A 23,940-nucleotide genomic window follows, 5' to 3' on the forward strand; every position below is an offset into this window, starting at 1 on the left:
GATTATGGCAAGTGAAAAAGTCGCAAAGAATGGCGAAATTGCGAAAAAGGCTGATTATCGCTCCATCATACAACGGACGGCGGATGCTCTGGTTCCCATGATGGTGAGTCAGCTGGAAGGCAATGGAGTGAAACCAGATGACTACCAGAAACAGTGCATGATGAACGCGATCGCGGTCATCAACGAAGTGGCCATGGAAGATAAGCAGAACCCTATAACGGTCAATGATGTGGACCGTGTAACTCTGTCTGAAATTCTTCAGCAGGTGGCCACTCTGCGCTTGAATGCCTTCAGCCAGCCCCGCGAGTGCTATTTCATGACCCGGAAGAAGAAAGACCGGGAAGGGAAGTGGCTCACAACGGTGGAAATGGGCATTGAAGGAGATGGAAATGACGCGATCCTGCGGAACTTCGGACATGGGGTGGATGAGGTATACCCCTTCTGGGCCGTGAGAGAAGATGATGAGTTTACTTATCCGGTACACAGGGGCATTGATGTGGAACCTCCGGTATGGAAACCGTGTGGCAAAGGCAAATACGTTCGAGTTGTCTACCCGATTCGCTTTAAAGATGGCACGGTGCAGTATTTTATCGGTGAGCGGGAGGATGTCCGGGTGAACCTTGTGGCCCACATTTCCAACAATCTGATGAACGAGACTTTTGGTATCGTAGAGAGCCGCTACAAGGCCACTGTGGAACAGAAACAGCAGATCGATGCAAAGAAGTCTGAACTGAAGGCATTGATGGATGGCAAGGATATCGACCAGATCCTCGATGTTCCGGAACTGCAGCCGTATATCTCCCCCGCCTGGCGTGAGGGGAGCCGCGAACGGATGATTCTGCGCAAGATGCGGAACAACTGCATAAAGCCCATCCCCAAGGACTTCTCCAACAGCCTTGCGCTGTCCATGTACAACAATAGCATGATCGCTGAGGATGGAGCCGTTTATAGCCAGCCACTGGATGGTGAGTATCGTGAAATCCAAGATCCTGCGGCATATATCGCAGCACCAGAAGAGTCGCAGGCGGTGCTCCAGCAACCGGCCCGTCAGGATCCTCAGCCGTCGGCCGCGCAGCCTACCGGAGCGGTCGAAAAGGAAAATCCGGCTCCTCAGTCCAATGTGGCGCCGTTTTGATAGGGGGCACAGCATGTGAAAATCAAGACGTTGGCAACAGGGAGCACCGGTAACGCCTATCTGGTGGACGATGGTTGCACCGTGCTGTTGCTGGAATGCGGCATCCCATTGAGAGAGCTGATGCGCCGTAGCAAATACTCTCTTTCCTGTGTGTCTGCCTGCCTGATTACCCACGAGCATGGTGACCATGCCAGGGCTGTAAAGCAGCTGATTGGCCTCGGTATTCCAATTTGGTGCAGCAAAGGGACGGCGACGGCGCTGAAAATCGACGGTGAACCTGTGGTGCATTCGGAAATGCGCGCAGGTCATGTAGTGAAGATTGGGACCATGGCTATCATGCCCATCGCAGTGGAGCACGATGCTGCTGAGCCTTTGGGGCTGCTGAGCCTTTGGGATGGTTGATCTACTCCGAAGCCAGCAGTCAGCGACTGGTGTTCCTCACGGACACAAGGATTGCTGATGTTTCGCTGCCGGCAGTTCACCACATCATGGTGGAGTGTAATCACATGGGGTTGGATAGCATGGGGCAGACCAATGCATACCACGCGGATCGAGTGGTCCGTAACCACATGAGTCTGGATGATTGCATCCGCTTTCTCCTGCGTCAGGATCTCAGCCAGGTGCAGGATATCAGGCTTATCCATATCAGTAACAGCCACGGGGACCCCATGGCAATGCGCAATGCTGTGGCTACAGCAACCGGCCGGCAGGTAATCATTGCCGGCCAAGAATGACAGGAGGTTAATATGGCAACCGATATCGTATCCGTACAGTTTATGAGCACCGCCCGCCCCGGTGAGTTTGTGGGGCGGGAGTATACTTACTACGCCGATCAGGAGCTGCATGTGGGTGACTGTGTAGCAGTACCGTCCAAATTCGGCGAGAGTCTGGCCCGGGTGACTGCTGTTGGTATCCCCAAGTATCGGGTTGATCCAAAGATTTTACCGGTGCTCCGGCACATCACTGGCAGTCCGGTTAAGGCTCCCAAGCCGCTCAAGAGCGAAACCCCTGAGCAGTTGTCCATCGAATAAAGATAACAGGAGGACTGGCCAGATGGCGATGTGCTATGTTCAGATGTACTTTTCTTATCTCGAGCCGCTGGCCGATCTGACGGACGAAGAAGTAGGGCGGGTTTTCCGTGCCATCCTAAAATATGGCGTTGACAAAACCATCCCGGATTTGTCCCCCAGCGAGAAAATGGCGTTTTCCTTCATGAAAACCAATTTTGATCGGGACGCTGCTGCGTATGATGCCAAAGTTGAAAAAAAGCGGGAAAACGGAAAGAAGGGTGGCGCTCCGATAGGAAATCAGAACGCCAGAAAACAACCAAAACAACCTAAACAACCTAAAGAAGAAGAAAAAGAAGATGAAGAAGAAGATGAAGAAGAAGAATCATCTTCTTCTAAAGAAGAAGGGGTTGTTTTGACGACGATGACCACAATCCTAAAGTCGTACGAGGAAGCGTATGGCACTGCCACACCAGTAGTTAAACGGATGCTGGGAGACTATGTGGATGATCTGGGTGCTGATTTCGTGAGCAAAGTCATCGAGGTTACGGCTCAGGCTGGAGGCAGGACCTGGCCGTATCTGGAAAAATCCCTTTCGGAGTGCAAGCGCAAGGGCATGGATCTGGCAGCCTACGAGGCGGAGCAGATTCGCCGCAAGGGTGGGCGCAATATGCGAGTGGACCGGCCTACGCCCAGCGGCGATGATTGGCTGATTGGTAAATACGTTCCGCTGAGTAAGAGACGCATGAAGAGGGAGGATTGATGCGCAGTGTATTACAATTCCGAGCATTACCCCGACCCGACGGCAGGCGGCGCGCATGGCCACATCGAAAAGGAGGAAAAGCGATTGAATACCGGCAAGCGATTCGAGGCGGACTTCAAGGCCTCGTGCCCGAAGGACGCCTGGGTCTACCGGCTGAAGGACAGTGCGGCTACATACTACGGCGGCAATGACCAGCTGTCCTTCTCCATCGACAACATCTGTGACTTCCTGGTCTATCACTCCGGCCATCTGATGTTGGCCGAGCTGAAGACCATCGACCAGAAAAGCATTCCACTGCCCAAAATTCTGGGCACCTGGAACAAGGAGAAAGGGAAATACCGCAAGGAGAAGCACATCAGGGACATGGATGCGGCAGCGCAGCATGATGGCATCAGCGCCGTGGTGGTCATCGAGTTCCGGCCGATCAGGCGCACCTTTGCAGTATCCGCGGCGGATGTGCTGGCCTTTCTGGCCGCCGGGGAGCGCAAAAGCATCCCCTGGCAGTGGGCCGCGGTGAAGGGTATCGAGGTAGACCAGCGGCAGCTGAAGGTGAACTGGAGATATGACGTGGCCGGGCTTCTGGCCAGATTGGAAAAGGTGGGTGAAAGCAAATGAACGTGATGCGACGAGCTGCAGCCATCGGCCGGCTGCAGGAAATGGCCGAGTGGTTGCCTGATGGCAGCTTTAACAAGACGGCCATCAATGCGGCCGTCGGGGATATGATGCTGCAGATCCCGGGGCAGGTGAAATACGGCGGCGGGGCCTGGCGCTGCTTTGAATGCGGTGCAGCGGTGCAGCCCAGGGTAAACCACTGCAGCCACTGCGGAAAGCGCCTGGAGTGGCCTGCATCCGGGAAAATGCCGGCTGATGAAAACCAGTCGTACAGAGAGTGTTTTATGAGTAAATTCATGGGGGTGCGGTGATGGCTGATTATATCGACCGTGAAAACTACTGCAAAAGTATTTGCCGCTGCTCCCGCGACAAGTGCGACAAGGATAAATGCCCGCTTTGGGCTGCACCCGCCGCCACTGTTCGTGAGGATGTGCAGGGCGAGTGGATTGTAAACACAGATGATTTCACGCCTAAAAAGAGATGTTCGAACTGCGGCTACAATAAACCTATGGAGGCCGGAGAAAAAATAAGAAAAGCACCTGAAAACTTCTGTCCCAACTGTGGCGCTCGGATGAGAGGTGAAGGCAATGTATGATTTTGAGCGCCGCGCCCTGATGAATCGGTTGAAAGGAGGGAAGAAACGTGCCAATAAAGAACTATACCACTAAGGTGCCGGCGCTCCAGAGCGTGGCCGAGATCGTAGGGGCGCTGGCAGCGCATGGGGCTACCAAGATTCAGCAAGATTATGATTCCGGTCGGCCTGTGTCCATCGCATTTATGATCGAGACTCCAGCAGGTCCGAGGGGGTTCAGGCTCCCCAGCAATACAGACAAGGTGACAGCGGTACTTGCAAGGCAAAAGGTTCGAGTGGACAGCGCCCAGGCTGAGCGCATTGCTTGGCGCATTCTGCGAGACTGGGTGATAGCGCAGATGGCGATCCTGGAGACAGAGATGGTAGCCATGGATGAAATCATGCTGCCCTACATGCTGGATGGACAGGGGAACACAGCCTACGAATTGTACCAAGGTCGGCGATTGCTGATTGGCGAGGAGGTGGACCGTGAATAGAGCATGCTTAATCCATGAACTCAACCACCTGAAAGTGCAGACCGGCAGTCTGGCCTGCATGGGTTGCCAGCACGAGGACAACTGCGGTATCAAGGGCTGTGCCCTGATTCGGGCGGCAATAGAGCAGCTGGAAGTGATCCAGGGCTTTGAGGAATGGCTGCAACAAGAGATAAAACAAGCAACAAGCGATAAAAAGCAAGCGATGGGAGATGATCCGGATGAAAGTGCGCAAGAGACTGCCGGAGAACGGCTTCCGTGACGTCAGAAACCTGACGCTCGGCCGCGAGGTGCTGGTCCACCGCTTCACGCCCTGCTACCGAGACGACTGGCGGCCGAGGATCCCCGACAAGGGCGTTCTGGAGGCCGTGGACCCGAAGGGGCGCTGGGCGCTGGTGCGCTTCACGGTTACGGGCGGGAGCTACCTTGAGTGCTTTTTCCCGGAAGAGATTTTGAAAGTAGGATGAGGAGGACCCCATGGAGCCGGTGACGAAGGAGCGGTTGTCCAGGTATATATCGCTCAAGCAGGAAAACGAAAATAGATTGGAACGGCTGGCCCGGATGAAGAGTGCCGCCGAGATGCCAGCTCAGAGGGACCCGGACGGAGCTAAGCACACCGGCTCCAGTGGGGAGAGAATGGCCCGGGCCATCGAGGCCTATATGGAATACGAGAAGTGGATAACGCCGATGGTGCAGGAAAACCGCCGGGAGATGGCGGAGATCGAGGCGGCCGTGGCCGCTCTGCCTGATCCATTGGAACGTAATGTCCTGCAGATGAGGTATTTGCAACCATCTTCGGATCCGGAAACAGGGCGGGACAGCTGCCGGCACATGTTATGGTCTGACATTGCAGACAGAATATATGGGAATCCCTATGAAAGAGGGGTAAAGATGGTGATGGGCGTTCATCGGCGAGCACTTGAGCACCTTAAATCGGGGAGTAAAGTGGAATAAACTTCCTATCTTTTACCATGGCTTGGATGATATCATTGAACCATCGAAAAGCGCATGAGCGCCGATCGATAAGGCTCTGGGCATGATGAGCCACGTACCCTCCTTTACCCGCGCTGGCAGGCCGCGGGCCGAGTAGTCTGCTGGTATACACAACACCCCGGCTGGGAGATTTCCTGGCCGGGGTGTTTTCATGCCTGCTTGGTCTGCATGAGGGCCGGTGGGAACGGAATTTCGCACGTTGTAGTTGTGGCTGCTCTTGATTGAGAGGAGCGACGATGGACTACAGAAATAAAATCTACAATATGGATTGCCTGGCCGGGATGGCCATGCTGCCAGACGGATGCGTGGATATGGTGCTTACGGATCTTCCATACGGAACGACTGCGGGCGCCTGGGATACGTTGCTTCCGTTTGAGCCGCTATGGCGAGAGCTGCATAGGGTGGCCAAGCCGGATGCGGCCATGGTATTCACAGCGGCCCAGCCGTTCACCACGCAGCTGATCCAGAGCAATCACAAGGAGTTTCGGTACTGCTGGTACTGGATCAAGAACCAGGTTACCGGATTTCCATTCGCAAAGGTGCAGCCGCTGCGTTGTGTGGAGGAGGTCGCGGTGTTCTATCGCCGGAAGCCGATATACAGCCCTCAAGGGTTGGTAGCATTGGAAAAGCCTATTGTGGCCCGAGGAAAGAAGCAAACGGCCAAAAGCGTATACCGCACCGGTGGACTGGAAAAGACCACTGTGCAGCGGTACACGGGCTATCCTCGGCAGGTTCTGACATTTCCGTGTCAGCGCGAGGGGCTGCATCCCACGCAGAAACCGGTGGCGCTGTTTGAGTACCTGGTGCGCACATACACGGAGCCGGGGCAGTTGGTCTTGGACTGCTGTATGGGCAGCGGTACAACCAAGGTAGCTTGCCGGAATGCCGGCCGGGACTATGTGGGATTTGAGATTGATGCGGGATTTTATGAGACCGCGATCAAACGATGATGTTTGGATGGCTGGTATAGAAGACGCCGGCGGGTGGGCTTGGGGATTTTCTTTATAGAGAGGTGGTGGCGTTGGCGAAAAGTGAACTGCGCACAAGATACAAGGCGTTCGCTGACGCCTACCTGAGCAATGGCGGGAACGCATATCGGGCGGCTCTGGCAGCCGGGTATAGCGAATCTTTTGCCAAGGGCCGCAGCTATGAGCTGCTGGATCGGGAAGAGATTCAGGGTTATCTGACCCGCCGGCGCCAGCAGATGGCCAAGCGGGCGGTAAGCCCGGAACGGGTGCTGCTGGAACTGGCCGCAATAGGTTTCGCCGATATTACAGATCTGGCGAAGGTGGAAGCTGGCCGGGTTGTGATATCCAATACTGACGATGTGCCAGGAGATACGCGAAAGGCCATTGCATCCATCAAAGAAGGCAAGCATGGACTTGAGATCAAGATGGCTGACAAGGTTCGGGCTCTGGAACTGATGGGCAGGAACCTGGGCCTGTTTGATAGGGATAGCCAGGAAACACCGGAAGGAGTGACCATTATTGACGACATCCCTGAGTAAGATCATCAGCCCGGGGCTGTACGATGTTCACCGGGCTATCAGACAGGGCGGTGTCAACGAAGTGGTTCTTCCGGGTGGACGCGGCAGCACAAAGAGCAGTTTTGCCAGCGTAGAGCTGATTCTTCTGCTTTTGCGGCATCCAGATTGCCATGCAGTGGTACTGCGAAAGGTAGCCAATACCCTGCGCAACAGCGTATACGAGCAAATTGCCTGGGCAATCGCAGAACTTGGCCTAGAAAGCAGATTCGAGCTCACGGTGAGCCCAATGCGGGCGATCTACAAACCGACCGGGCAGCGAATCATGTTTTTCGGTTTGGATGACCCGGGCAAAATTAAATCCATCAAGGTTCCGTTTGGCTATGTGGGTCTGGTGTGGTTCGAGGAGCTGGATCAGTATTCCGGGCCGGAGGAGATCCGCAACGTGGAGCAGTCGCTTCTTCGCGGCGGCTCCTTTTCTTTTGCGTTCAAAAGCTTCAACCCTCCGGCGATGGCCCGGAACTGGGCCAACAAATATGCGCTGGAGCAGCGTCCAGGGAAGCTGGTCTACCGGTCGGATTACCGCAGCGTTCCGCCCCACTGGCTGGGGCCTCGCTTCTTGGCGGATGCCGAGCACCTGCAGGCCACAAACGAAACCGCATACCGCCACGAGTATCTGGGCGAGGTGGTGGGCAGCGGAACACAGGTCTTTGAAAATCTGAATCTAACGGCCATCACTGATGAGGAGATTGCCCGGATGGAGCGGCGCTACCATGGCGTTGACTGGGGCTGGTACCCAGACCCCTGGGCCTTCAATAGCTGCGGCTATGACGCCGCCAGAAAGGTTTTGTATATCTGGGATGAATCTACCCGCCGACGCACTTCAAACGCGGATACGGCCAAAATCCTGTTGGATAAGGGCGTATGTCAGGACAAGGATCTTGAAGAGTGGCTCACTGCGGATTCCGCGGAGGAAAAGAGCTGTGGTGATTACCGCGCACTGGGCCTGCCCTGCCGGGGAGCAGAAAAAGGCCCGGGCAGCGTGAAGGCGGGTATGAAGTGGCTGCAGAGCCTTGCGGAGATCCGCATCGATCCGGCCCGCTGCCCGGACACCGCCAAGGAATTCAGCGAGTACGAATATGAGAAGGATAAGAAGACCGGCGAGGTGCTGGAAGGTTACCCGGATCTGGATAATCACCACATCGATGCGGTGCGCTACGCGATGAGCCGGATCTGGAAGAGGAGGGGCGCATGATCAAGAGATTTTATACCTGGCTCAGGCTGCGTTTCCTGCCTGAGTGGGCGCGCCGGCAGCTGATGGAAGAAAACCAGAGGCTGGTGCGGCAGTTGGCGGAGCTGCAGCAGGAAAACCAGCGGCTGGAAAGCTACATCGAAGGGATGCAGGATGGACTGCGGCGTCAGCGCCGTGTGATTATCTACAACCAGGGTGAGGGGGTGAGCCGGTGAGCTTCTTTGGAGCGCTTTTGAATAACAAGGTCTATCATTTTGAGCAGGCTTATCCGGGGGCCAAGGATTGCACCTCTGCTGCCATGAGAACGGCTATCGAGGATTGGTTCCGCCTCTATTTCGACCGGGATGTGACTGACGAGGAGGACCCCTGCCAGCGGCTGCCCTACACGGTGGTGAGCAAGCTGAGCCGAACGTGCTTTGCGGAATACGAAGCAGCGGCCAGCGAAAAGCAGCCATTTGTGATTGGTGTGCTGGATAGTCTGGAATCGGTGCGCAAAAAGGCGATGCAGCTGGCCATGATCGGCGGCGAGGCATGGCTGAAACCGGTGCCGGGTCCTACCGGTTTTTCCTTCACTGTAATGCGTCGGGATATGGTCACGGTGTTGGGCCGGGGACCGGACGGCGAGGCCACCGCACTGGGCAGTGCTGAGCTGACCACGGAAAACGGCAAATTCTACACGCTGCTGGAACGACGCAGCCTGGACGAAGCGGGCCGGCTGGTGATTGAGAATAAACTCTTTTGCAGCTGGGATGGACAAAGCATCGGCACCCAGGTAGGGCTTACCGCTCTGCCGCAATATGCCGCGTTGGAACCGGTGGCGGTGGTGGGCGATGTTGGCGGTATCGGTCTCGTGGGCCTGAAGGTGCCCCTGGAGAACTGTGTGGATGGCAGCGCCGACCCGGTGAGCGTTTACGCCGCAGCGGCCGGCCTGATTCACAACATCAACCGAAACGAGAGACAGCTCAGCCGGGAGTTCGACCACGGCGAGAGCCGGGTGTTCGCATCGGCGGATCTGCTGGACAAGCGTAAGAACGGCCGCCCGGTGCTGCCGCCCGGCCTCTTCGTGGGCATCGACGATGATATCGCCAACACCGGCGTCACTGTGTTTGCCCCTGCCCTGCGGCAGGAGAGTTTTCTGGCCCGCAAGCGGGAATACCTGCGCAACGTTGAGAGCCTGATCGGCTTAAAGCGGGGCATTCTGGGCGAGGTGGAGGCTGCCCAGCGCACTGCCACCGAGGTAACCAGCAGCCAGGGCGATTACAGCCTGACTATTCAGGATCTGCAGCAGATGTGGGAAGCAGCTGTGCGGCGCACGGTGGGGCTGTGTGGTAAACTGGGCAAACTGTACCGAGTCCCTGGGGCCTTCGAACCGGATCCGGCGCGGGCAGTGTGTATTGACTGGGGTAACGGCGTTCTGTATGACAAGGACAAAGAATGGGCCGAGACCATGCAGCTGGTGAGTGCAGGAATGCTCAAGCCGGAGATCGCTCTGGCTTGGAAGTACGGCCTGCCCTGGGAGACTGCCGGCGATCTGCAGAAGGTGCGCGAGAAGTACATGCCTGAGCTGGACTCCATGCTGGAATAAGGGGGTGTAGGCCGTGGCTCTGACCCCGGAACAAATTGCGGGTTATCAGGCAGCGGCGGAGGAAATCGCGCAGCCGGTCATCGAGTGGCTGTTGAAGGATATCGTTGAGCGGGTCCTGGAAGCCGGAAAGATGACCAGCACTGCTGCCTATGAGGCATATCGGGCCGAGGCGCTTGGGCTGGCTCGGAAAGACCTGCAAAAATACCTGAAGGCTCAGCTGAAGGTTACGAAAAAGCAGGCCGAGCAGCTGCTTTCGAGCGCTGCAGAATTTGCGCAAAAGGATGACTATGCCCGTGTAGGGGTGTGGGCCACCGAAGCAGATGCCGGGAGTCTGCTGCAGCTGACTGAGGCTGCTGTAAAGCTGGCCGGAGAGCAGCTGGAGAATATCACTCAGACCATGGGAATGGTTTCTCCCGCCACAGGTAAGCCTCTGCCGTTGAAGGACGTATATCGGGAGTGCATGGACGAGGCGTTCAAGCTGGTGGCCACCGGCGCCACCAGCGCCAGCGAGGCGGCCAGGCAGGCCACCCGCAAGCTGGCCGGGCGCGGTATTGTGACCATCGACTATGCCAGCGGCATCAGCACAGAACTGGGAGCAGCTGTACGGCGCAACCTAATGGGTGGCATGGGCCTGCTGGTGGAGCAGGTCACCCAACAGAACCATGATGCACTGGGCTGCAACGGCTGGGAGATCAGTGCCCACGCCAACAGCGCCCCGGACCACGAGCCGATCCAGGGCCGACAGTACAGTGATGCAGAGTTCCAGCGTCTGAACGGCAGCCTTGCGCGGCGCATCGGTACGCTGAACTGCGGCCATGTGGCTTTCCCCATCTTGCTGGGAATAAACAGCCCGCAGTACACAGAGGCGGAGCTGGAAGCCTTCCGGCAGGATAATGCCAGAGGTGTTACTTACGAGGGCCGGCACATGACCGGATACGAGGCTACCCAGTACCAGAACCGTATTGAGCGGAATATCCGCACCCAGAAGCAGCGTGTGCTGATGAGCGAAGCGGCCGGGGATGAGTCGCAGCTGCTCACCGACCGGATCAAGCTGGCCCGACTGAATCAGGAGTATACTCGCTTCAACAAAGCCATGGGCTTCAAGAGTCGGGCAGAAAGGTTGGAGGTTGTGGGGTGGAGCCGCCGGCAGGCTGGGAAAGCGAGCGCTGCGGTGAGATTCTACACAAAAGAGCGGGAACGTGCTATACTGATAGAAAAGCTACGCTCCGCCGGAAATCTGCCGAAGTCTGCACAGATTCATTTGACGCCAACGCCCATTGACGTGGGATCGTTGGGATTCGATGATGCCCATGTGAACCAGAAGAGATGTCACCATGTCAGCGAGCTCGAAGCCAAACAATATATTCAGGATGCTGCTGTTTCCGTCACTGTTTGGGGCGGAAAGTTTGAGAGGTACTTCAGTGAGCGCGGTGCGGCTTATGTAAACACGGCGGAGAATTTTATCCGAACTGCTTATTCTGCCGAAGAGTTCGATGAGAATATGCAGGCGCTGATAAAGGAGTTGAAAGCAAATGGCCTTCTTGGGTAACGTTGAGTACAAGCCGGATTCGAATGGAGTTGCAGAATATGTAAAGTGTCCTTTGGTGGATGATTGGATTGAACCGGTAGATTGTATGGAAAACCAGGATGTCAAAGAGGAATATATTCCTGCTCGTTTTAAGGCAAAGTCTGATTGGAAAGAAATCTGCATCTCTTGTCCGTTCCGGGATTATTGACTGAAATTCAACTTTTGATAACGAAAAAGTGGAATTCGATTTCAAAAATCAGGCTTTTCAACGCTTTTGCAAAGTTGAAATATCATTTAAGGCTCACCGCCCACTTGGGCGGCGGGCCTTTTTCTATGCCTGCATCCGGCCGCATGAGGCCGGGGCGGGCTATTTTTATACTCAAAATACCCCCGGCCCGGGGGACTATAAGCAGGGCACCGCAGTAGGGGGACTGGCCCCACAAAAAGGACAGCGGAATCAAGGAAGGAGACCCTATGTTGGAATGGCTGAAGGAGATCCTGGGTGATAGCTACACCGAGGAGATCGACAAGAAGGTGAGCGCTGAGATTGGTAAGGCCTTTGTGGCCAAGGTGGATTTTGACGCCAAGAACACCGAGAACAAGACCCTGAAAAGTCAGCTGACCGAGGCAAACAAGAGGATCCAGGCCTTCGAGGACATGGATATCGAAGCGGTGCGCCGGGAAGCTGCCGACTGGAAGAAGAAGGCCGAGCAGGCCGAAAAGGATGCCGCGGCACAGGTGGAGGCTGTGCGCTTCGATGCACAGCTGGATTCCGCCATTGGCAAGGCCAAGGGCCGCAATGCAAAGGCCATCAAGGCGCTGCTGGATGTGGATGCCCTGCGGGCCAGCAAGGACCCGGACAAGGACATTTCCGCCGCGCTGGAGCAGCTGGCCAAAGACAACGACTATCTGTTTGATACTGGCAACCCGCCCCCGCCCTATGCAGGCGGTACTGGTGGTAAGCCTGCCGGCGGTGATCCGGATGCTGCATTGCGTGCAGCGTTTGGCCTGCCGCCGGTCGAAAACAAGTGATTTTTTGAAAGTGAGGTAATAAGATATGGCAAACACTATTGAACTGGCGAAAAAGTACATCGCCATGCTGGACGAGGTATACAAGAATGCTTCTCTGACTGCGAAGCTGGATGGCGCACCTGAGCTGGCGCAGCAGGGCGCCAACGCCAACGAGCTGATTGTCCCCATGCTGGATATGCAGGGCCTGGGCGATTACGACCGCAACAGCGGTTATGCATCCGGCAACGTGACCATGACCAACGAGACCGTGAAGTGCAACTTCGACCGAGGCCGCATGTTCACTGTAGACAGCATGGATAACGCTGAGACCGCCGGTATGGCCTTTGGCCGTCTGGCAGGCGAGTTCATCCGCACCAAGGTTGTGCCCGAGCTGGATGCTTTCCGCTTTGCCAGCTACTGCGGCAAGAGCGGTATCACCAAGAAGGGAGAGACCCTGAACGATGGCGCGGCTGTGCTGGCCGCTCTGCGGGTGGCCATTACCGCTATGGACGAGGCTGAGGTGCCTCTGGAAGATCGCCACCTCTTCATCACCCCCACTCTGGACGGCATGATCGCCGATCTGGACACCACCAAGAGCCGGGAGATTCTGGGGAGATTCGCCAGCAAGACTCTGGTCCCCCAGACTCGCTTCTACACTGCCATCGATCAGAAGGACGGCCACACCGGCGGGCAGGAAGCCGGCGGTTATACTAAGGCTTCTTCCGGCGGTGCCGATCTGAACTTCATGGTCATCCACAAGCCCGCCCTGATTCAGTTCGAGAAGCATGTGGCCCCCAAGATCGTGACCCCTGAGCAGAATCAGGACGCGGACGCCTACAAGTACGGCTACCGCAATGTTGGCATCGCTGATGTGTACAAGAACAAGGTGAAGGGCGTATACGCCAGCCATAAGTCTGCTGGCTGATGGAGGTGCGTATGGGCAGAATCGTAGGCTACCTGGTACTCGAGAAGCCGGCCGAAAAGAAGCAGGAGGCAGAGAATCCCGCTGCGGATACCTCCGTTGCGGAGAGCCCGGCCCCGGGGAAATCCAAGAAGAAGGTGCAGGATGATGCGTAAAATCGACAAGCGACTGCTGGACCCTCGTAGCGAGGTTGAAGTCGCAGAGAATTTCAACCGCGTACTTGCTCTGGTCGATGAAGCCAGTGGGGCGGAAGGCCCCGCTGGTCCGCAAGGGGACCCGGGCCCCAAGGGTGACCCCGGTGTTGGCATCAAGACCATCGCCGGCAGTATCGATGGCAGCAACAAGCTGACCTTGACCATTACCCTGACAGATGAAACCACGCAGACGGTTGAGGGGACGCTTACCCCGCCTGCTGCGGGTTAAGGAGGTGCGGCGCGGTGGTTGAATTTGCGTTTTACCGGGATGTGTACGGCGGTGACAGTGTGCCGGAGGGAGAGTTCCGGTCGTATGCCCGTGACGCTTCGGCTCATCTGGAACGCTACAAGCGCATCTACCGGGTAACGGATACAGCCGAAAACAGCGAACAGATGGCCCTGTGTGCCATGATCGATGCGCTGTACTATTTCGACTGGGCGCGAAACGGCGGTGCGGCAGCCAGCGTGAGCGTTGGCAGCGTGAGCAGCAGCCGGGCGCAGGGCGCGCAGCCGGATTTGAGTCCGGCCGCCCAGAATCGCGAGCTCTACCGCTGTGCCCAGCTCTATCTGGATATTTACCGTGGGACCGAAAGGGGATGGTGATATGTTCAGAGTAAGACCCGGCCCGCCGGTGGATTACAGTCTGTGTAACCAGACTGTCACGTTGTACCATGCAGATTTAAAAAACGGTTTTCAATGCACCCGAACCCTGTTTCGAGGTGCATTTTTTGACGCCAAGAAGGTGCAGACCGTGGATAAAATCGGCAGCAAGGACAGCTACAGCTTTCTTCTGATTCTTCCTTCCGGATGGGACGGCCGTCCGGTGTGGGTGGATGCGGCAGCGGCGCAGCCTCTTGGTACAGATCAAACGGTGTTTTCCTTGGCGGCCGGGGACAAGGTGTTTCTGGGCGATGGCCCGGAGATTTCTGATCGGACGGACTGGGGGAATTTTATCCCGGCCAGTGTGCCGGGGCTGGTTGTGGTCAAGGACGTGGATGTGAAATACTGGCGCGGGGCAGTTTGCCATATCGAGGCGGGTGGTTGATATGGCGAATAAGAAACAGCTTTTTCGCCTGCCGGATGGGACCGTGGCATATCTGGAGATGCACAGCGTGAAGCGAATCCTGAAAGACAAAGGTCTGGCTCCGGATGGGTATGTGCAGATGTTTCACACCCAGAACGTGCTGCGGCGTATCGTGAAGTACATGCCCTATCAGAGTGGCATGACCGTTAAGGTTACGGTGGCGCAGACTAATATCCGCAAACCGCTGATCGTTACTGACACGCCTTACGCCCGGTTCCTCTTCAACGGTAAGCTTATGGTCAGTGATGTGACCGGAAGCCCCTGGGCACGCAAGGGGGAAACCAAACATGTGGTGTCTCGCCCGCTGGACTATACCAAGACCCGGAACCCCAAGGCGGGGCCGCATTGGGATCGTGCGCTTTCCGCTGCGGAAGGGCCTGCCATGGCTGCGGATGTGCAGAGGTATATCAGGAGTAAGGGAGGGTAATGGGTGAATCAAAAAAGCGATCTGGATCGGCTGCGGGAGTGGCTGGGGACCTACCCCGGGTATGATCTGGCCGCCAACATGCTGGTGGACTATCTGGACAGCATCCCGGGCAGCAAAAGTCTGCGGCCGGGTGGACTGGTGGAGATCAGCCGCAATGAGGATATCCTGGGCAATGTGACTGTGAGTAACCAGTATAACTTCGGCTTGTATATTGCGGTGGCGAAAAGCCCTGGGGATGGTGCGAGCGCGGCCTATAACGCTGACTGGGTGCTGGATTTCCAGCGCTGGGTCCAGCAGCAGAGTATCACGCACATGGCACCTACCTTTGGCAATATCGATCAACAACAGGAGCGCATCAAGGCACAGAACGGCGAGCTGTACGATACTGACCAGGATGGAGTTGGGCTCTACATCGTGGCTTTGAGCGCGGAATTCAAAGAAAAGTATGAGGTGATCTGATGGCAAAAATCGAACGAAAGTACATGGCCCACTATATCGATGCAGCACTCCCCAGCGCATCGAAGGGCAGCCCCAACTATGTGCGGCTGGGCAAGGATCTGGAGGAATACAGCCCTGAGCTGAGCGCCAACGTGGAGAAAAAGCAGAACATCCTGGGCGAAAGCAGCATTATGCTGACCAGCTATGAAAAGAGCGGCAGCGTAGAGCCTTACTACGCGGAGAAGGATGATCCTCTTTTTGCTCGGCTTCAGGGCATCATTGATGAGTGCAAGATTCTGGATGATTGCAATACCACTGTGGTGGAGGTGCATCTGTGGGAGGAGGCAAATCCGGAAAAAGGCTATCCTGCGGTAAAGGACGATGCGGTAATCGAGGTGAGCAGCTACGGCGGCGATTCCACCGGTTACCAGATCCCCTTCAACCTGCATTACAGCGGCAAGCCTGTGAAGGGCCATTTTAAGGTGGATACCAAAACCTTCACTGTGGACGAAGAAGAGTAAGCATACACCCGGCCGGAAAGCGTGTCGCCGGCCGGGTCACTTTGTATAGGAGGTTAGTATGGCAAAACAGAAATTGAGCATCGACACCGGTGTGCAGGAGTTCGAAATCAACGGCAGCGGTGTGCTGCGTTTCAATCCCAGTGATCCCAATGTGTATAACCGGTTTACGGAGATGCTGGAAAAGGTCCAGGCCGTGGAAAATGAGCTGGTGGAGCTGGCCGGCCAGCTCCCGAAAGAGGATAACGGCGTTGCAGCTCTTTCGCTGTTGGCGGAAGCTGATCGGAAGACTAAAGCCGCTCTGCAGGAGGCGTTCGGACAGGAAAACGACTTTGACCAGCTGTTGGGCGGTGTGAACCTTATGGCGGTGGCCGGCAACGGTGAGCGTGTGGTAACCAACCTGCTGGATGCGCTGCGGCCCATTATTCAGGAGGGCGCCAGCCGCTTCTATGAGGATAAGGCGAACGCAGCTGTGGCGAAGGCTCAAGCGAACCGCGAAGCCCGGCGTGCGGCCGGCCGCAAATGATGGACCGCTGGAGTCTGCCGGAGGCACTGGAAGTTCAGGGCCGGCAGTATGCCATAAATGCTGACTTCCGGGATGTGCTGGAGGTCATCCGCTGGCTGAACAATCCGGATGAGGATGAGCGGGTGCGGTATTTCGTGTCCCTGAAACTGTTTTTTGAGGACTGGGACAGCATCCCCCAGAAGGACCAGGAAGAGGCGGCCCGCCAGATGATGATCTTCATCGCGGGCGGCGTGGAAGATACCGGCCCATCTGGCCCCCGTTTGATCGACTGGGAGCAGGATCAGGGAATGATTGTGGCAGATGTGAACAAGGTGGCCGGGTGCGAGATCCGGGCCCTGCCCTTCGTGCACTGGTGGACCTTCCTTGCCTGGTTCGGGGCCATCGGCGAGGGTCAGCTGTCCACAGTAGTGAGTATTCGCGATAAGCGGCGCCGGGGCAAAAAGCTGGAAGGCTGGGAGAGGGATTACTATCAGCAGCACAAAGCTGAGGTGGATCTGCGGCCCCGTTACACGGCGAAGGAACTGGCCGAGCAGGAGCGCCTGAAAAAACTGTTGGGAGAGTGAGGCGATGTAATTGGCAGACGGCAAGGTAACAATCAGTACGGCGCTGGATAATAGTGGATTTAAACGTGGCGTGAACCAGGTTAGCGGCAGCCTGGGCGGTTTGCGTTCGATTGCCGGGAAGCTGGCAGCAGCACTTGCTGCAGCATTTGCCGTACAGAAAGTAATCCAGTTCGGCGCTGCCTGTATTCAGCTGGGCAGCGATGTGGCCGAGGTGCAAAACGTTGTAGATGTTTCGTTCGGTCGCATGGTCTACAAGATGGAGAAGTTTGCTGACACAGCGATCACCAGCTTCGGCATGAGTGAGCTGGCGGCCAAAAAGACCGGCAGCACCTATATGGCCATGGCAAAGGGTATGGGCGTAGCAGATGAGGCTGCCAGCGATATGGCCATTGCGCTGACCGGCTTGTCTGGCGATGTGGCCAGCTTCTTCAACCTCAGCCAGGAGGATGCGGCGTACAAGCTGCGGAGCATCTTCACCGGCGAAACTGAGGCATTGAAGGACCTGGGCGTGGTCATGACGCAGGCAAACCTGCAGCAGTATGCTATGGCCAACGGGATGAACAGCAATATCCAGGCTATGAGCCAGGCCGAGCGAGTTGCATTGCAATACAGTTTTGTGATGGATTCGTTGAAGCTGGCTCAAGGCGACTTCCTGCGTACGCAGGACAGCTGGGCCAACCAAACCCGCATTCTGTCAATGCAGTGGCAGCAGTTTATGAGCATCATCGGTCAGGCTCTTACTACGGTACTTCTGCCGGTGGTCAAAATGCTCAATACCATTGTGGCCGCCCTCATCAATATGGCCAACGCATTCAATGCGGTGATTACGTCCATTTTTGGAGGCGCGCAGAAGCAGATCCAGGCAACTGGCGCGGCCATTGAGGGAGCAAATGCTGGAATCGCATCCAGCGCAGGAGCCGCGGCAGCGGGTGAGCAAGAGCTGGCCGACGGCACCAAAGCGGCAGCCAAAGCAGCCAGGACCGCGACCGCGAGCATCGACGAACTGAACGTGCTGCAGCAGGATACCGGTTCAGCTGGTTCTGGCGGATCGCCGTCCGGTGGAGGTGCTGGTGGTAGCGGTGCAGTTGGTGGAGGGCTGACCGAAACCACAACGGAAGTTCAGCCGCTGACCGAAAAAATGCAGCAGATTGTGGATAAGATTCAGAAGCTGTTTGAGCCGCTGAAGAAGATTGATTTTGATAATCTGATAAGTGCGCTTAAGAAGCTTAAAGATGCAGCAGAGCCGATCGGGAAAACTGTGTTCAGCGGATTGGAGTGGGCTTGGTACAATTTGTTCGTTCCACTTGCAGCATGGACAATCGAAGATGCGTTACCGGTATTCTTGGAGGTGCTGGCATCGGCTCTGGATGTGCTGAACGCCGCCATTGAAGCGCTTAAGCCGCTGTTTGGATGGCTGTGGGAGAATTTCCTTAAGCCGATTGCCACATGGACAGGCGGAACCGTTATAGCGGCGCTTGGCTTGCTGCGCGATGGGTTGCAAGGGGTATCGCAGTGGATAGCCGATAACCAGGGCGCTTTCCAGATAATGACTGGAATCGTGGGTGCGTTCTTCGCTTTGTGGAAAGGAACAGAGATTGCCACTTGGCTTATTAATGCAGGCGGTATCGTTGGCGTGTTCAACTCTATTCGAACGGCTGTGAGCGGCGCCACGATTGCAAAACTTGCTGATAAAGCCGTAGATCTCCAGATCATTGCTTTGTATGCCGCAGATTTCGTGAAGGCAGGCGCGACTATGCTCCTGACTATTATGCAAAACACGGCAGCATGGGTGGCCAGCACAGCGGCTAAGGTGGCGGATACCGCGGCGCAGTGGGCACAGATAGCTGCAGTTACCGCGTGGAACGCCGTTTGCGCGCTTGCCACAGCGGCAACGACTGCATTTGGTGCTGCGATCGCTTTCTTGACGTCTCCTATCGGCCTTGTGGTCGCTGCTGTGGTGGCGCTGGTTGCTTTGATTGCAGTAAAAGGCGATGAGATTCAGGAGATTCTGAAAAAAGTAGACGATTTTTTACAAAATGTTTTTGTAACTGACTGGACAAATATTTTCGGTCCGGTGTTGGGAAGCGTGCTGAATGCGTTCATGAAAAATGTGGAAAACATTTGGAATGCAGTAAAGAGGATTCTGAACGGTGTGATCGATTTTGTTCGAGGGGTGTTTACCGGAGACTGGGAACGCGCTTGGATGGGAGTGCAAAACATTTTTGGAGGAATCTTTGACGGAATGATCGCTCTCGCAAAAGCCCCCATCAACGCTATCATTGGCTTGTTGAATGCGGCCATCGGAGCAATCAATGGCATGATCGATGGAATCAATCAGTTGAGCTTCGACGTTCCGAGTTGGGTTCCGCTATTGGGCGGAAAGTCTTGGGGATTTGATTTGCCTCACATTCCGCAGATTCCCCATCTTGCTCAAGGCGCGGTGCTGCCTGCCAACCAGCCGTTTCTGGCTGTGGTGGGTGACCAGCGGCGAGGCACCAACGTGGAGGCCCCGCTGGAAACCATCACCCAGGCTGTTATTGCCGCACTATCTCAGCTGGGCGGCGCACAGGAGCTTACCGCCAGCCAGCCTATTGAGGTCAAGCTGGACGGCCAAGTACTGTACCGCGCTATGGCGAAGATCGAGGCAAACCGGGGCGTAAAGATCGGAGGTGCATTCGCGGATGCCTATTGATTTGAAGGAATCCACCGGTTTTTTGTACCTCGGCACCAGCCCGGAGACCAGCAGGGAGAACCATAGTATCGCAGTCCCTTACCCGGATCAAGGCAAAGCCCCGTTTACCACCAGTCGATTGGTGGATTCGGCCCGCAATGCCCAGGGCACCATGGTGGGCCGGATGATCGGCCGCAGCCTGGACAAGCAAGAAATGGGATGGAGCACTATCTCGTGCTCGCTGTGGTGGGAGATGAATCGCTGGTTCGAGGACAACCATTTTACGTTCTACTGCCACTATTTCAACTTCAATACAGGCCGGTGGCTGACCAGATTGATGTACATCTCCGATGTAAAGGTATCGCCGGAGATCATCGACCCGGGCACAGGGGAACCAGCTTTCCTGCGGGATGCAAGTGTAAATGTTATCGATTGCGGGGTGATCTGATGCAAAAGGTGAGCGATGCCTACCGGCAGGAGATGACAAAGCCGGTGCTGGGCGCGGCAAAGCTGTCCGTGACCCTGAGCGTTGTGGACGAGGACGCGGCCCCCGGTGCGGTGGACAAAAGCGAGCATCAGGCCTACTGGTCCAGCGTGGAAAGCGCCCTGACCCAGGACGGCGCGCAAAAACGCAGCTACGCTACCTTCGAGCCGGGGCGCTGGAAGGCGGACGGCACTTTGCGCATTGCGGACGAGCCCGGCGGCACGCTGTTGACCGAAGGCTATGTGAGCGAGGCGATGAGCGGGGCAGACAGAAGGTTTTCGGCTCCGCCGGTGCTGGCGCTGGAATTTGAAACGCCGGTGAGCATTCCGGCGCTGAGCTTCCGGTTTGACCAGGTGGCGGAGGAATGGTGCACCGCGCTGACCGTGACCGCCTGGAAGGGCGGCGAGCAGCTGGTGCAGCGGCAGGTGCTGCCCAAGGCGGTGGAGCACCAGGAGCTGGTGCAGATCGACCGCTTCGACCGGCTGGAAATCCGCTTTGAGGCCACCAGCCAGCCCTTTCGCCGGGCGCGGCTGACCCGGCTAATGTTCGGCATGGAGCTGGTGTTCGGCCAGGCGGAACTGACCGAGGCGGCCCAGACCATGGAGGTAGACCCCATCGGCCGCAGGCTGCCCACCGGGGAGTTCAGCTTTTCGGCGGTGAACGTGAACCTGCTCACCAGCGACCAGAACGGTTTATATGACCCGGACAACCCCCAGGGCATCTGGAAGTATTTTGAGCAGCGCAACCCCATCACGGTGCGCTACGGCCAGCAGCTCACCGGCGGCATGAACTGGGGCGATGCGGTGGCGCTTGAATGGGGCGACCTGGTCTCCAGCGGCTGGCGGGAGCTGTACCAGGGCGGCTTTGTGGAATGGATGCCTGGTGGGCGCTTTTACCTGACCGGCCAGCCCACGGTGGAAGGGCTGTATGCCAAATTCTCCGCCACCGATGCGCTGGGCCTTCTGGATGGCACCTATTACAAGGGCGTGTGGGACGGCGCGCCCCACAGCTTGTGGGAACTGGCGACGCTGGTGTTGGAGGACGCGAAGCTTCCTCGCCGCAGGCAGGACGAGCAGCCCTGGGCCCTGTGGGAGGGCTTGAAGCAGATTACCACCACCGCGCCGCTGCCGGCCAAGCAGCACCGGGAATGTTTGCAGCTGATCGCTCACGCGGCCTGCTGCCTTTTGTATGCCGACCGGGATGGCGTGATCCGCATCCAGCCGGATGAGAGCGCCCAGAGCGGGGTGAGCATCGGACTTTCGGCTATGCTGGAAAGCGCGCCCAAAGTGGAAAAGACTGCGAGCCTTCTTCAGGTGGAGTGCCCGGCCACGGTGTATGCTCCTGCGGAAAAGGAGAGCCAGCTGCACAAGGGTACCTATCAGGTGGATGGGCGATTGGAGCTGCACCTGACCTGGAACCAGTCGGCGAACATCCGGGTGGAATGTGAGGGCGCCCAGGTGACCAGCCAGGTGCTGTATGCCGCTGCGGGCGATCTGGTGCTGGAGGGCAGCGGCCCGGCCACCCTGATCGTGAGCGGCAAAAAGCTGGAGACCAGCTGCCAGAACGCGGTGGCCCCGGTGCCCGACGCGGACGAGAACGGCACGGCGGAAACGTTGGACAATCCGCTCATTACCGAGCTGGACCGGGCGCTGGCGGTGGCGGCCTGGGTGCGGGAGCATCTTTTGCGCCGCAGCACCTACACCTGCGCTACCCGGGGCAACCCGGAGATGGACCCCATCGACCGGGTTCTGCTGGACACACAATGGGAAACAGCCGCCCCGGCTCAGGTGCTGAAAAATCAACTCACATACAGCGGTGGAGGGCTGAAAGGAGAAATGATATTGAAGAGAGGAAGTGAAGCATGAGAAAGAGCCAGAATTACCAGCTGCGTTTACCGGAACGTCTTGAAGAACGTAATGACCCGGCGGACATCGACGACCTGACCTACGACATGGAGGTCATCGACCGGGAACTGAAACAGCAGGCAAACAAGGACGCCGAGCTGGACGATCTGAAGGCCAGCCGCACCGAGTTAAACGCCCACGCTTCGGCCTCGGTGCTGGCCCATCCAGACGGCAGTGTGACGGACGATAAGATCGGTACGCGTACGATCGGTGGCGTGAAAAACAAGCTGCAGGCGCTCCTGACCCTGATCGGCCAGCAAATTGCAGGTCTGAAGGGCACCAGTGCATGGAACGATAGTCCGGCCATCACTCTGGCAGCGGCCAAACAGGTGTTGGACCAGCACAAGGCTGCGGCAGACGGCCTGCGGGAGGATTTTGATGCCCACGCGGCCAGCAGGGCCAATCCCCACGCCGTGACCAAGGCGCAGGTTGGGCTTGGCAACGTACCCAATCTGACCACCAACGACCAGACCCCCACCTATACCGAGGCCGCCAGCCTGGAGCTGCTGGCCAGCGGTGAGAAGCTGTCCACCGCCTTCGGAAAGCTGGCAAGGGCGGTGCGCAGCCTGAGCGGGCACCTTCTGGCACTGGATAATCCCCACGGGGTGACCGCCCATCAGGCGGGGGCCTACACCCAGCAGGAGACCGATACGAAGGACGCGGCGGTGAAGTCTGCACTGGAAACTGCACTCAGCGCCCACACCACGAACAAATCCAATCCCCACGCGGTGACCAAGGCACAGGTGGGCCTGGGCAGCTGCGACAACACCTCCGACGCAAATAAGCCGGTGAGCACCGCCCAGGCGGCGGCCATCGGGGTGGTACAGAGTGCACTGAACAGCCACAAGGCGGACAAGGCCAATCCCCATGCCGTGACCAAAAGTCAGGTGGGGCTTTCCAACGTGACCAACGATGCCCAGGTCAAGCGCAGCGAGATGGGCAAGGCCGGTGGCGTGGCTACGCTGGACGGCAACGGTCAGGTACCCGCCAGCCAGCTGCCCAGCTTTGTGGATGATGTGCTGGAATACGCCAATAAGAGCGCATTCCCTGCCACCGGTGAGACTGGCAAGATTTATGTGGCTCTGGACACAAACCTCACCTGGCGCTGGAGCGGATCGGCCTACGTGGAGATCAGCAAGAGCCTGGCTCTGGGTGAAACCGCCTCCACCGCCTATGCGGGCAACAAGGGAAAAGCGCTGGCAGCTGACCTTGCCTCCACTAAAAGCATTGTGGCGGCAAATACAGCCGCCCGTCACAGCCACGCAAACAAGGCGCTGCTGGATAGCTATACCCAGACGGAAGTTGATCTGGCCGATGCGGTAAGCAAAAAACACAGCCATGGGAACCTGTCGTTACTAGGCGGTATCACTCAAGCGTTGGTGAACAACTGGAATGCGGCCTTTACCCATATGAGCGATACCGTGAAGCATATCACGGCGGCAGAGCGCAGTCTCTGGAACGCAGCGATACAGACCATGAAAATCGGTACCGTAGCCAGCGGCAGCACCGCCGCTGCCAGTATCTCCAAAAGCGGTACCACTGCCACTTTGAATCTGACCTTGCCAAGTGGTGCACAGGGGCCTAAGGGCGACACTGGCCCTCAAGGCCCGCAGGGCGAGACCGGGCCGCAAGGGCCCAAGGGTGATACCGGCGAGCAGGGTCCTACCGGTGCGAAGGGCGCCACTGGTCCCACCGGACCCCAGGGGCCTCAAGGCGCTACCGGCCCCACCGGCCCGGCAGGCCCCAACCTGGTGAGCAAGAACACCCAGGTGAGC

The 23,940-nt window shown here is 57.2% G+C and carries 34 protein-coding genes; all 34 read left to right on the plus strand.

Translation table 11 applies throughout. The features are described 5' to 3' along the window. The first annotated feature begins 4 nt into the window (after positions 1–4). Positions 5–1,135, plus strand: a complete 1,131-nt coding sequence (locus J7G73_RS05545) for a hypothetical protein (RefSeq protein ID WP_291245536.1) — start codon at positions 5–7, stop codon at positions 1,133–1,135. Between the two features lie 15 nt (positions 1,136–1,150). After that, complete coding sequence (locus J7G73_RS05550) at positions 1,151–1,537, plus strand: MBL fold metallo-hydrolase (protein ID WP_291245537.1); 387 nt, start codon at positions 1,151–1,153, stop codon at positions 1,535–1,537. After that, positions 1,525–1,869: a hypothetical protein gene (locus J7G73_RS05555; protein WP_291245538.1), complete on the plus strand. Its 345-nt coding sequence runs from the start codon at positions 1,525–1,527 to the stop codon at positions 1,867–1,869. The genes J7G73_RS05550 and J7G73_RS05555 overlap by 13 nt, the downstream gene beginning before the upstream one ends. 12 nt (positions 1,870–1,881) lie before the next feature. Then, the gene (locus J7G73_RS05560) at positions 1,882–2,166 is read left to right on the plus strand and encodes a hypothetical protein (RefSeq protein WP_291245539.1); all 285 of its coding nucleotides are present in this window, start codon (positions 1,882–1,884) and stop codon (positions 2,164–2,166) included. Between the two features lie 22 nt (positions 2,167–2,188). Continuing rightward, a complete protein-coding gene (locus tag J7G73_RS05565) occupies positions 2,189–2,905 on the plus strand; it encodes a DUF6291 domain-containing protein (RefSeq protein ID WP_291245540.1) in 717 nt (238 codons plus the stop codon). Between the two features lie 6 nt (positions 2,906–2,911). Then, positions 2,912–3,520 carry a hypothetical protein gene (locus J7G73_RS05570; RefSeq protein WP_291245541.1) on the plus strand — a complete coding sequence of 203 codons (609 nt, stop codon included), beginning with the start codon at positions 2,912–2,914 and terminating at the stop codon, positions 3,518–3,520. After that, complete coding sequence (locus J7G73_RS05575) at positions 3,517–3,828, plus strand: hypothetical protein (RefSeq protein ID WP_291245542.1); 312 nt, start codon at positions 3,517–3,519, stop codon at positions 3,826–3,828. Before J7G73_RS05570 ends, J7G73_RS05575 begins: the two co-directional genes overlap by 4 nt. Continuing rightward, entirely contained in the window at positions 3,828–4,112 is a 285-nt protein-coding gene (locus J7G73_RS05580) for a hypothetical protein (protein ID WP_291245543.1), read from the plus strand. Before J7G73_RS05575 ends, J7G73_RS05580 begins: the two co-directional genes overlap by 1 nt. A 47-nt stretch (positions 4,113–4,159) precedes the next feature. After that, positions 4,160–4,585 (plus strand): hypothetical protein, encoded by a 426-nt coding sequence (locus tag J7G73_RS05585; protein WP_291245544.1) that lies wholly within the window; start codon positions 4,160–4,162, stop codon positions 4,583–4,585. Then, positions 4,578–4,844 carry a hypothetical protein gene (locus tag J7G73_RS05590; RefSeq protein WP_291245545.1) on the plus strand — a complete coding sequence of 89 codons (267 nt, stop codon included), beginning with the start codon at positions 4,578–4,580 and terminating at the stop codon, positions 4,842–4,844. The genes J7G73_RS05585 and J7G73_RS05590 overlap by 8 nt, the downstream gene beginning before the upstream one ends. After that, a complete protein-coding gene (locus J7G73_RS05595) occupies positions 4,804–5,049 on the plus strand; it encodes a hypothetical protein (protein ID WP_291245546.1) in 246 nt (81 codons plus the stop codon). Before J7G73_RS05590 ends, J7G73_RS05595 begins: the two co-directional genes overlap by 41 nt. Before the next feature lie 10 nt (positions 5,050–5,059). Then, positions 5,060–5,536, plus strand: a complete 477-nt coding sequence (locus J7G73_RS05600; RefSeq protein ID WP_291245547.1) for a hypothetical protein — start codon at positions 5,060–5,062, stop codon at positions 5,534–5,536. A gap of 275 nt (positions 5,537–5,811) precedes the next feature. Next, positions 5,812–6,525, plus strand: coding sequence for a site-specific DNA-methyltransferase (locus J7G73_RS05605; protein WP_291245548.1), 714 nt, complete (start codon positions 5,812–5,814; stop codon positions 6,523–6,525). A gap of 71 nt (positions 6,526–6,596) precedes the next feature. Next, positions 6,597–7,082 carry a terminase small subunit gene (locus J7G73_RS05610; protein ID WP_158097610.1) on the plus strand — a complete coding sequence of 162 codons (486 nt, stop codon included), beginning with the start codon at positions 6,597–6,599 and terminating at the stop codon, positions 7,080–7,082. 61 nt (positions 7,083–7,143) lie between these two features. Further along, the gene (locus tag J7G73_RS05615) at positions 7,144–8,313 is read left to right on the plus strand and encodes a PBSX family phage terminase large subunit (RefSeq protein WP_291245564.1); all 1,170 of its coding nucleotides are present in this window, start codon (positions 7,144–7,146) and stop codon (positions 8,311–8,313) included. Further along, complete coding sequence (locus J7G73_RS05620) at positions 8,310–8,525, plus strand: hypothetical protein (protein WP_087296413.1); 216 nt, start codon at positions 8,310–8,312, stop codon at positions 8,523–8,525. Before J7G73_RS05615 ends, J7G73_RS05620 begins: the two co-directional genes overlap by 4 nt. Beyond that, the gene (locus J7G73_RS05625) at positions 8,522–9,895 is read left to right on the plus strand and encodes a hypothetical protein (RefSeq protein ID WP_291245549.1); all 1,374 of its coding nucleotides are present in this window, start codon (positions 8,522–8,524) and stop codon (positions 9,893–9,895) included. Before J7G73_RS05620 ends, J7G73_RS05625 begins: the two co-directional genes overlap by 4 nt. A gap of 13 nt (positions 9,896–9,908) precedes the next feature. After that, entirely contained in the window at positions 9,909–11,444 is a 1,536-nt protein-coding gene (locus tag J7G73_RS05630; protein ID WP_291245550.1) for a phage minor capsid protein, read from the plus strand. Further along, entirely contained in the window at positions 11,428–11,631 is a 204-nt protein-coding gene (locus tag J7G73_RS05635) for a hypothetical protein (RefSeq protein ID WP_087182719.1), read from the plus strand. Before J7G73_RS05630 ends, J7G73_RS05635 begins: the two co-directional genes overlap by 17 nt. Before the next feature lie 266 nt (positions 11,632–11,897). Then, positions 11,898–12,455, plus strand: a complete 558-nt coding sequence (locus tag J7G73_RS05640) for a phage scaffolding protein (RefSeq protein WP_291245551.1) — start codon at positions 11,898–11,900, stop codon at positions 12,453–12,455. 25 nt (positions 12,456–12,480) lie between these two features. Continuing rightward, positions 12,481–13,359, plus strand: a complete 879-nt coding sequence (locus tag J7G73_RS05645; protein ID WP_291245552.1) for a hypothetical protein — start codon at positions 12,481–12,483, stop codon at positions 13,357–13,359. Between the two features lie 11 nt (positions 13,360–13,370). Further along, positions 13,371–13,511, plus strand: a complete 141-nt coding sequence (locus tag J7G73_RS05650) for a hypothetical protein (RefSeq protein ID WP_291245553.1) — start codon at positions 13,371–13,373, stop codon at positions 13,509–13,511. Next, complete coding sequence (locus J7G73_RS05655; protein WP_132587373.1) at positions 13,501–13,779, plus strand: hypothetical protein; 279 nt, start codon at positions 13,501–13,503, stop codon at positions 13,777–13,779. The genes J7G73_RS05650 and J7G73_RS05655 overlap by 11 nt, the downstream gene beginning before the upstream one ends. Before the next feature lie 14 nt (positions 13,780–13,793). Further along, positions 13,794–14,153: a hypothetical protein gene (locus J7G73_RS05660; RefSeq protein WP_087296408.1), complete on the plus strand. Its 360-nt coding sequence runs from the start codon at positions 13,794–13,796 to the stop codon at positions 14,151–14,153. Positions 14,154–14,181: 28 nt separating this feature from the next. Further along, positions 14,182–14,595 carry a hypothetical protein gene (locus J7G73_RS05665; protein ID WP_291245554.1) on the plus strand — a complete coding sequence of 138 codons (414 nt, stop codon included), beginning with the start codon at positions 14,182–14,184 and terminating at the stop codon, positions 14,593–14,595. Between the two features lies 1 nt (position 14,596). Further along, entirely contained in the window at positions 14,597–15,061 is a 465-nt protein-coding gene (locus tag J7G73_RS05670) for a minor capsid protein (protein WP_291245555.1), read from the plus strand. A gap of 3 nt (positions 15,062–15,064) precedes the next feature. Next, a complete protein-coding gene (locus J7G73_RS05675) occupies positions 15,065–15,520 on the plus strand; it encodes a hypothetical protein (RefSeq protein ID WP_291245556.1) in 456 nt (151 codons plus the stop codon). Further along, positions 15,520–16,020, plus strand: coding sequence for a hypothetical protein (locus J7G73_RS05680; protein ID WP_291245557.1), 501 nt, complete (start codon positions 15,520–15,522; stop codon positions 16,018–16,020). The genes J7G73_RS05675 and J7G73_RS05680 overlap by 1 nt, the downstream gene beginning before the upstream one ends. Before the next feature lie 58 nt (positions 16,021–16,078). Then, the gene (locus J7G73_RS05685; RefSeq protein WP_291245558.1) at positions 16,079–16,543 is read left to right on the plus strand and encodes a hypothetical protein; all 465 of its coding nucleotides are present in this window, start codon (positions 16,079–16,081) and stop codon (positions 16,541–16,543) included. Further along, positions 16,540–17,106: a Gp15 family bacteriophage protein gene (locus J7G73_RS05690; protein WP_291245559.1), complete on the plus strand. Its 567-nt coding sequence runs from the start codon at positions 16,540–16,542 to the stop codon at positions 17,104–17,106. The genes J7G73_RS05685 and J7G73_RS05690 overlap by 4 nt, the downstream gene beginning before the upstream one ends. 10 nt (positions 17,107–17,116) lie before the next feature. Further along, positions 17,117–19,798, plus strand: a complete 2,682-nt coding sequence (locus J7G73_RS05695; RefSeq protein ID WP_291245560.1) for a hypothetical protein — start codon at positions 17,117–17,119, stop codon at positions 19,796–19,798. Between the two features lies 1 nt (position 19,799). Next, positions 19,800–20,225: a hypothetical protein gene (locus J7G73_RS05700; RefSeq protein ID WP_087296425.1), complete on the plus strand. Its 426-nt coding sequence runs from the start codon at positions 19,800–19,802 to the stop codon at positions 20,223–20,225. After that, the gene (locus J7G73_RS05705; protein WP_291245561.1) at positions 20,225–22,126 is read left to right on the plus strand and encodes a hypothetical protein; all 1,902 of its coding nucleotides are present in this window, start codon (positions 20,225–20,227) and stop codon (positions 22,124–22,126) included. Before J7G73_RS05700 ends, J7G73_RS05705 begins: the two co-directional genes overlap by 1 nt. After that, positions 22,123–23,940: collagen-like protein (locus J7G73_RS05710; protein WP_291245562.1), on the plus strand; the 1,818-nt coding region annotated here is incomplete at its 3' end. The genes J7G73_RS05705 and J7G73_RS05710, both read left to right, overlap by 4 nt.

Source organism: Allofournierella sp., assembly GCF_017889395.1.
In the GTDB taxonomy this organism is placed as follows: domain Bacteria; phylum Bacillota; class Clostridia; order Oscillospirales; family Ruminococcaceae; genus Allofournierella.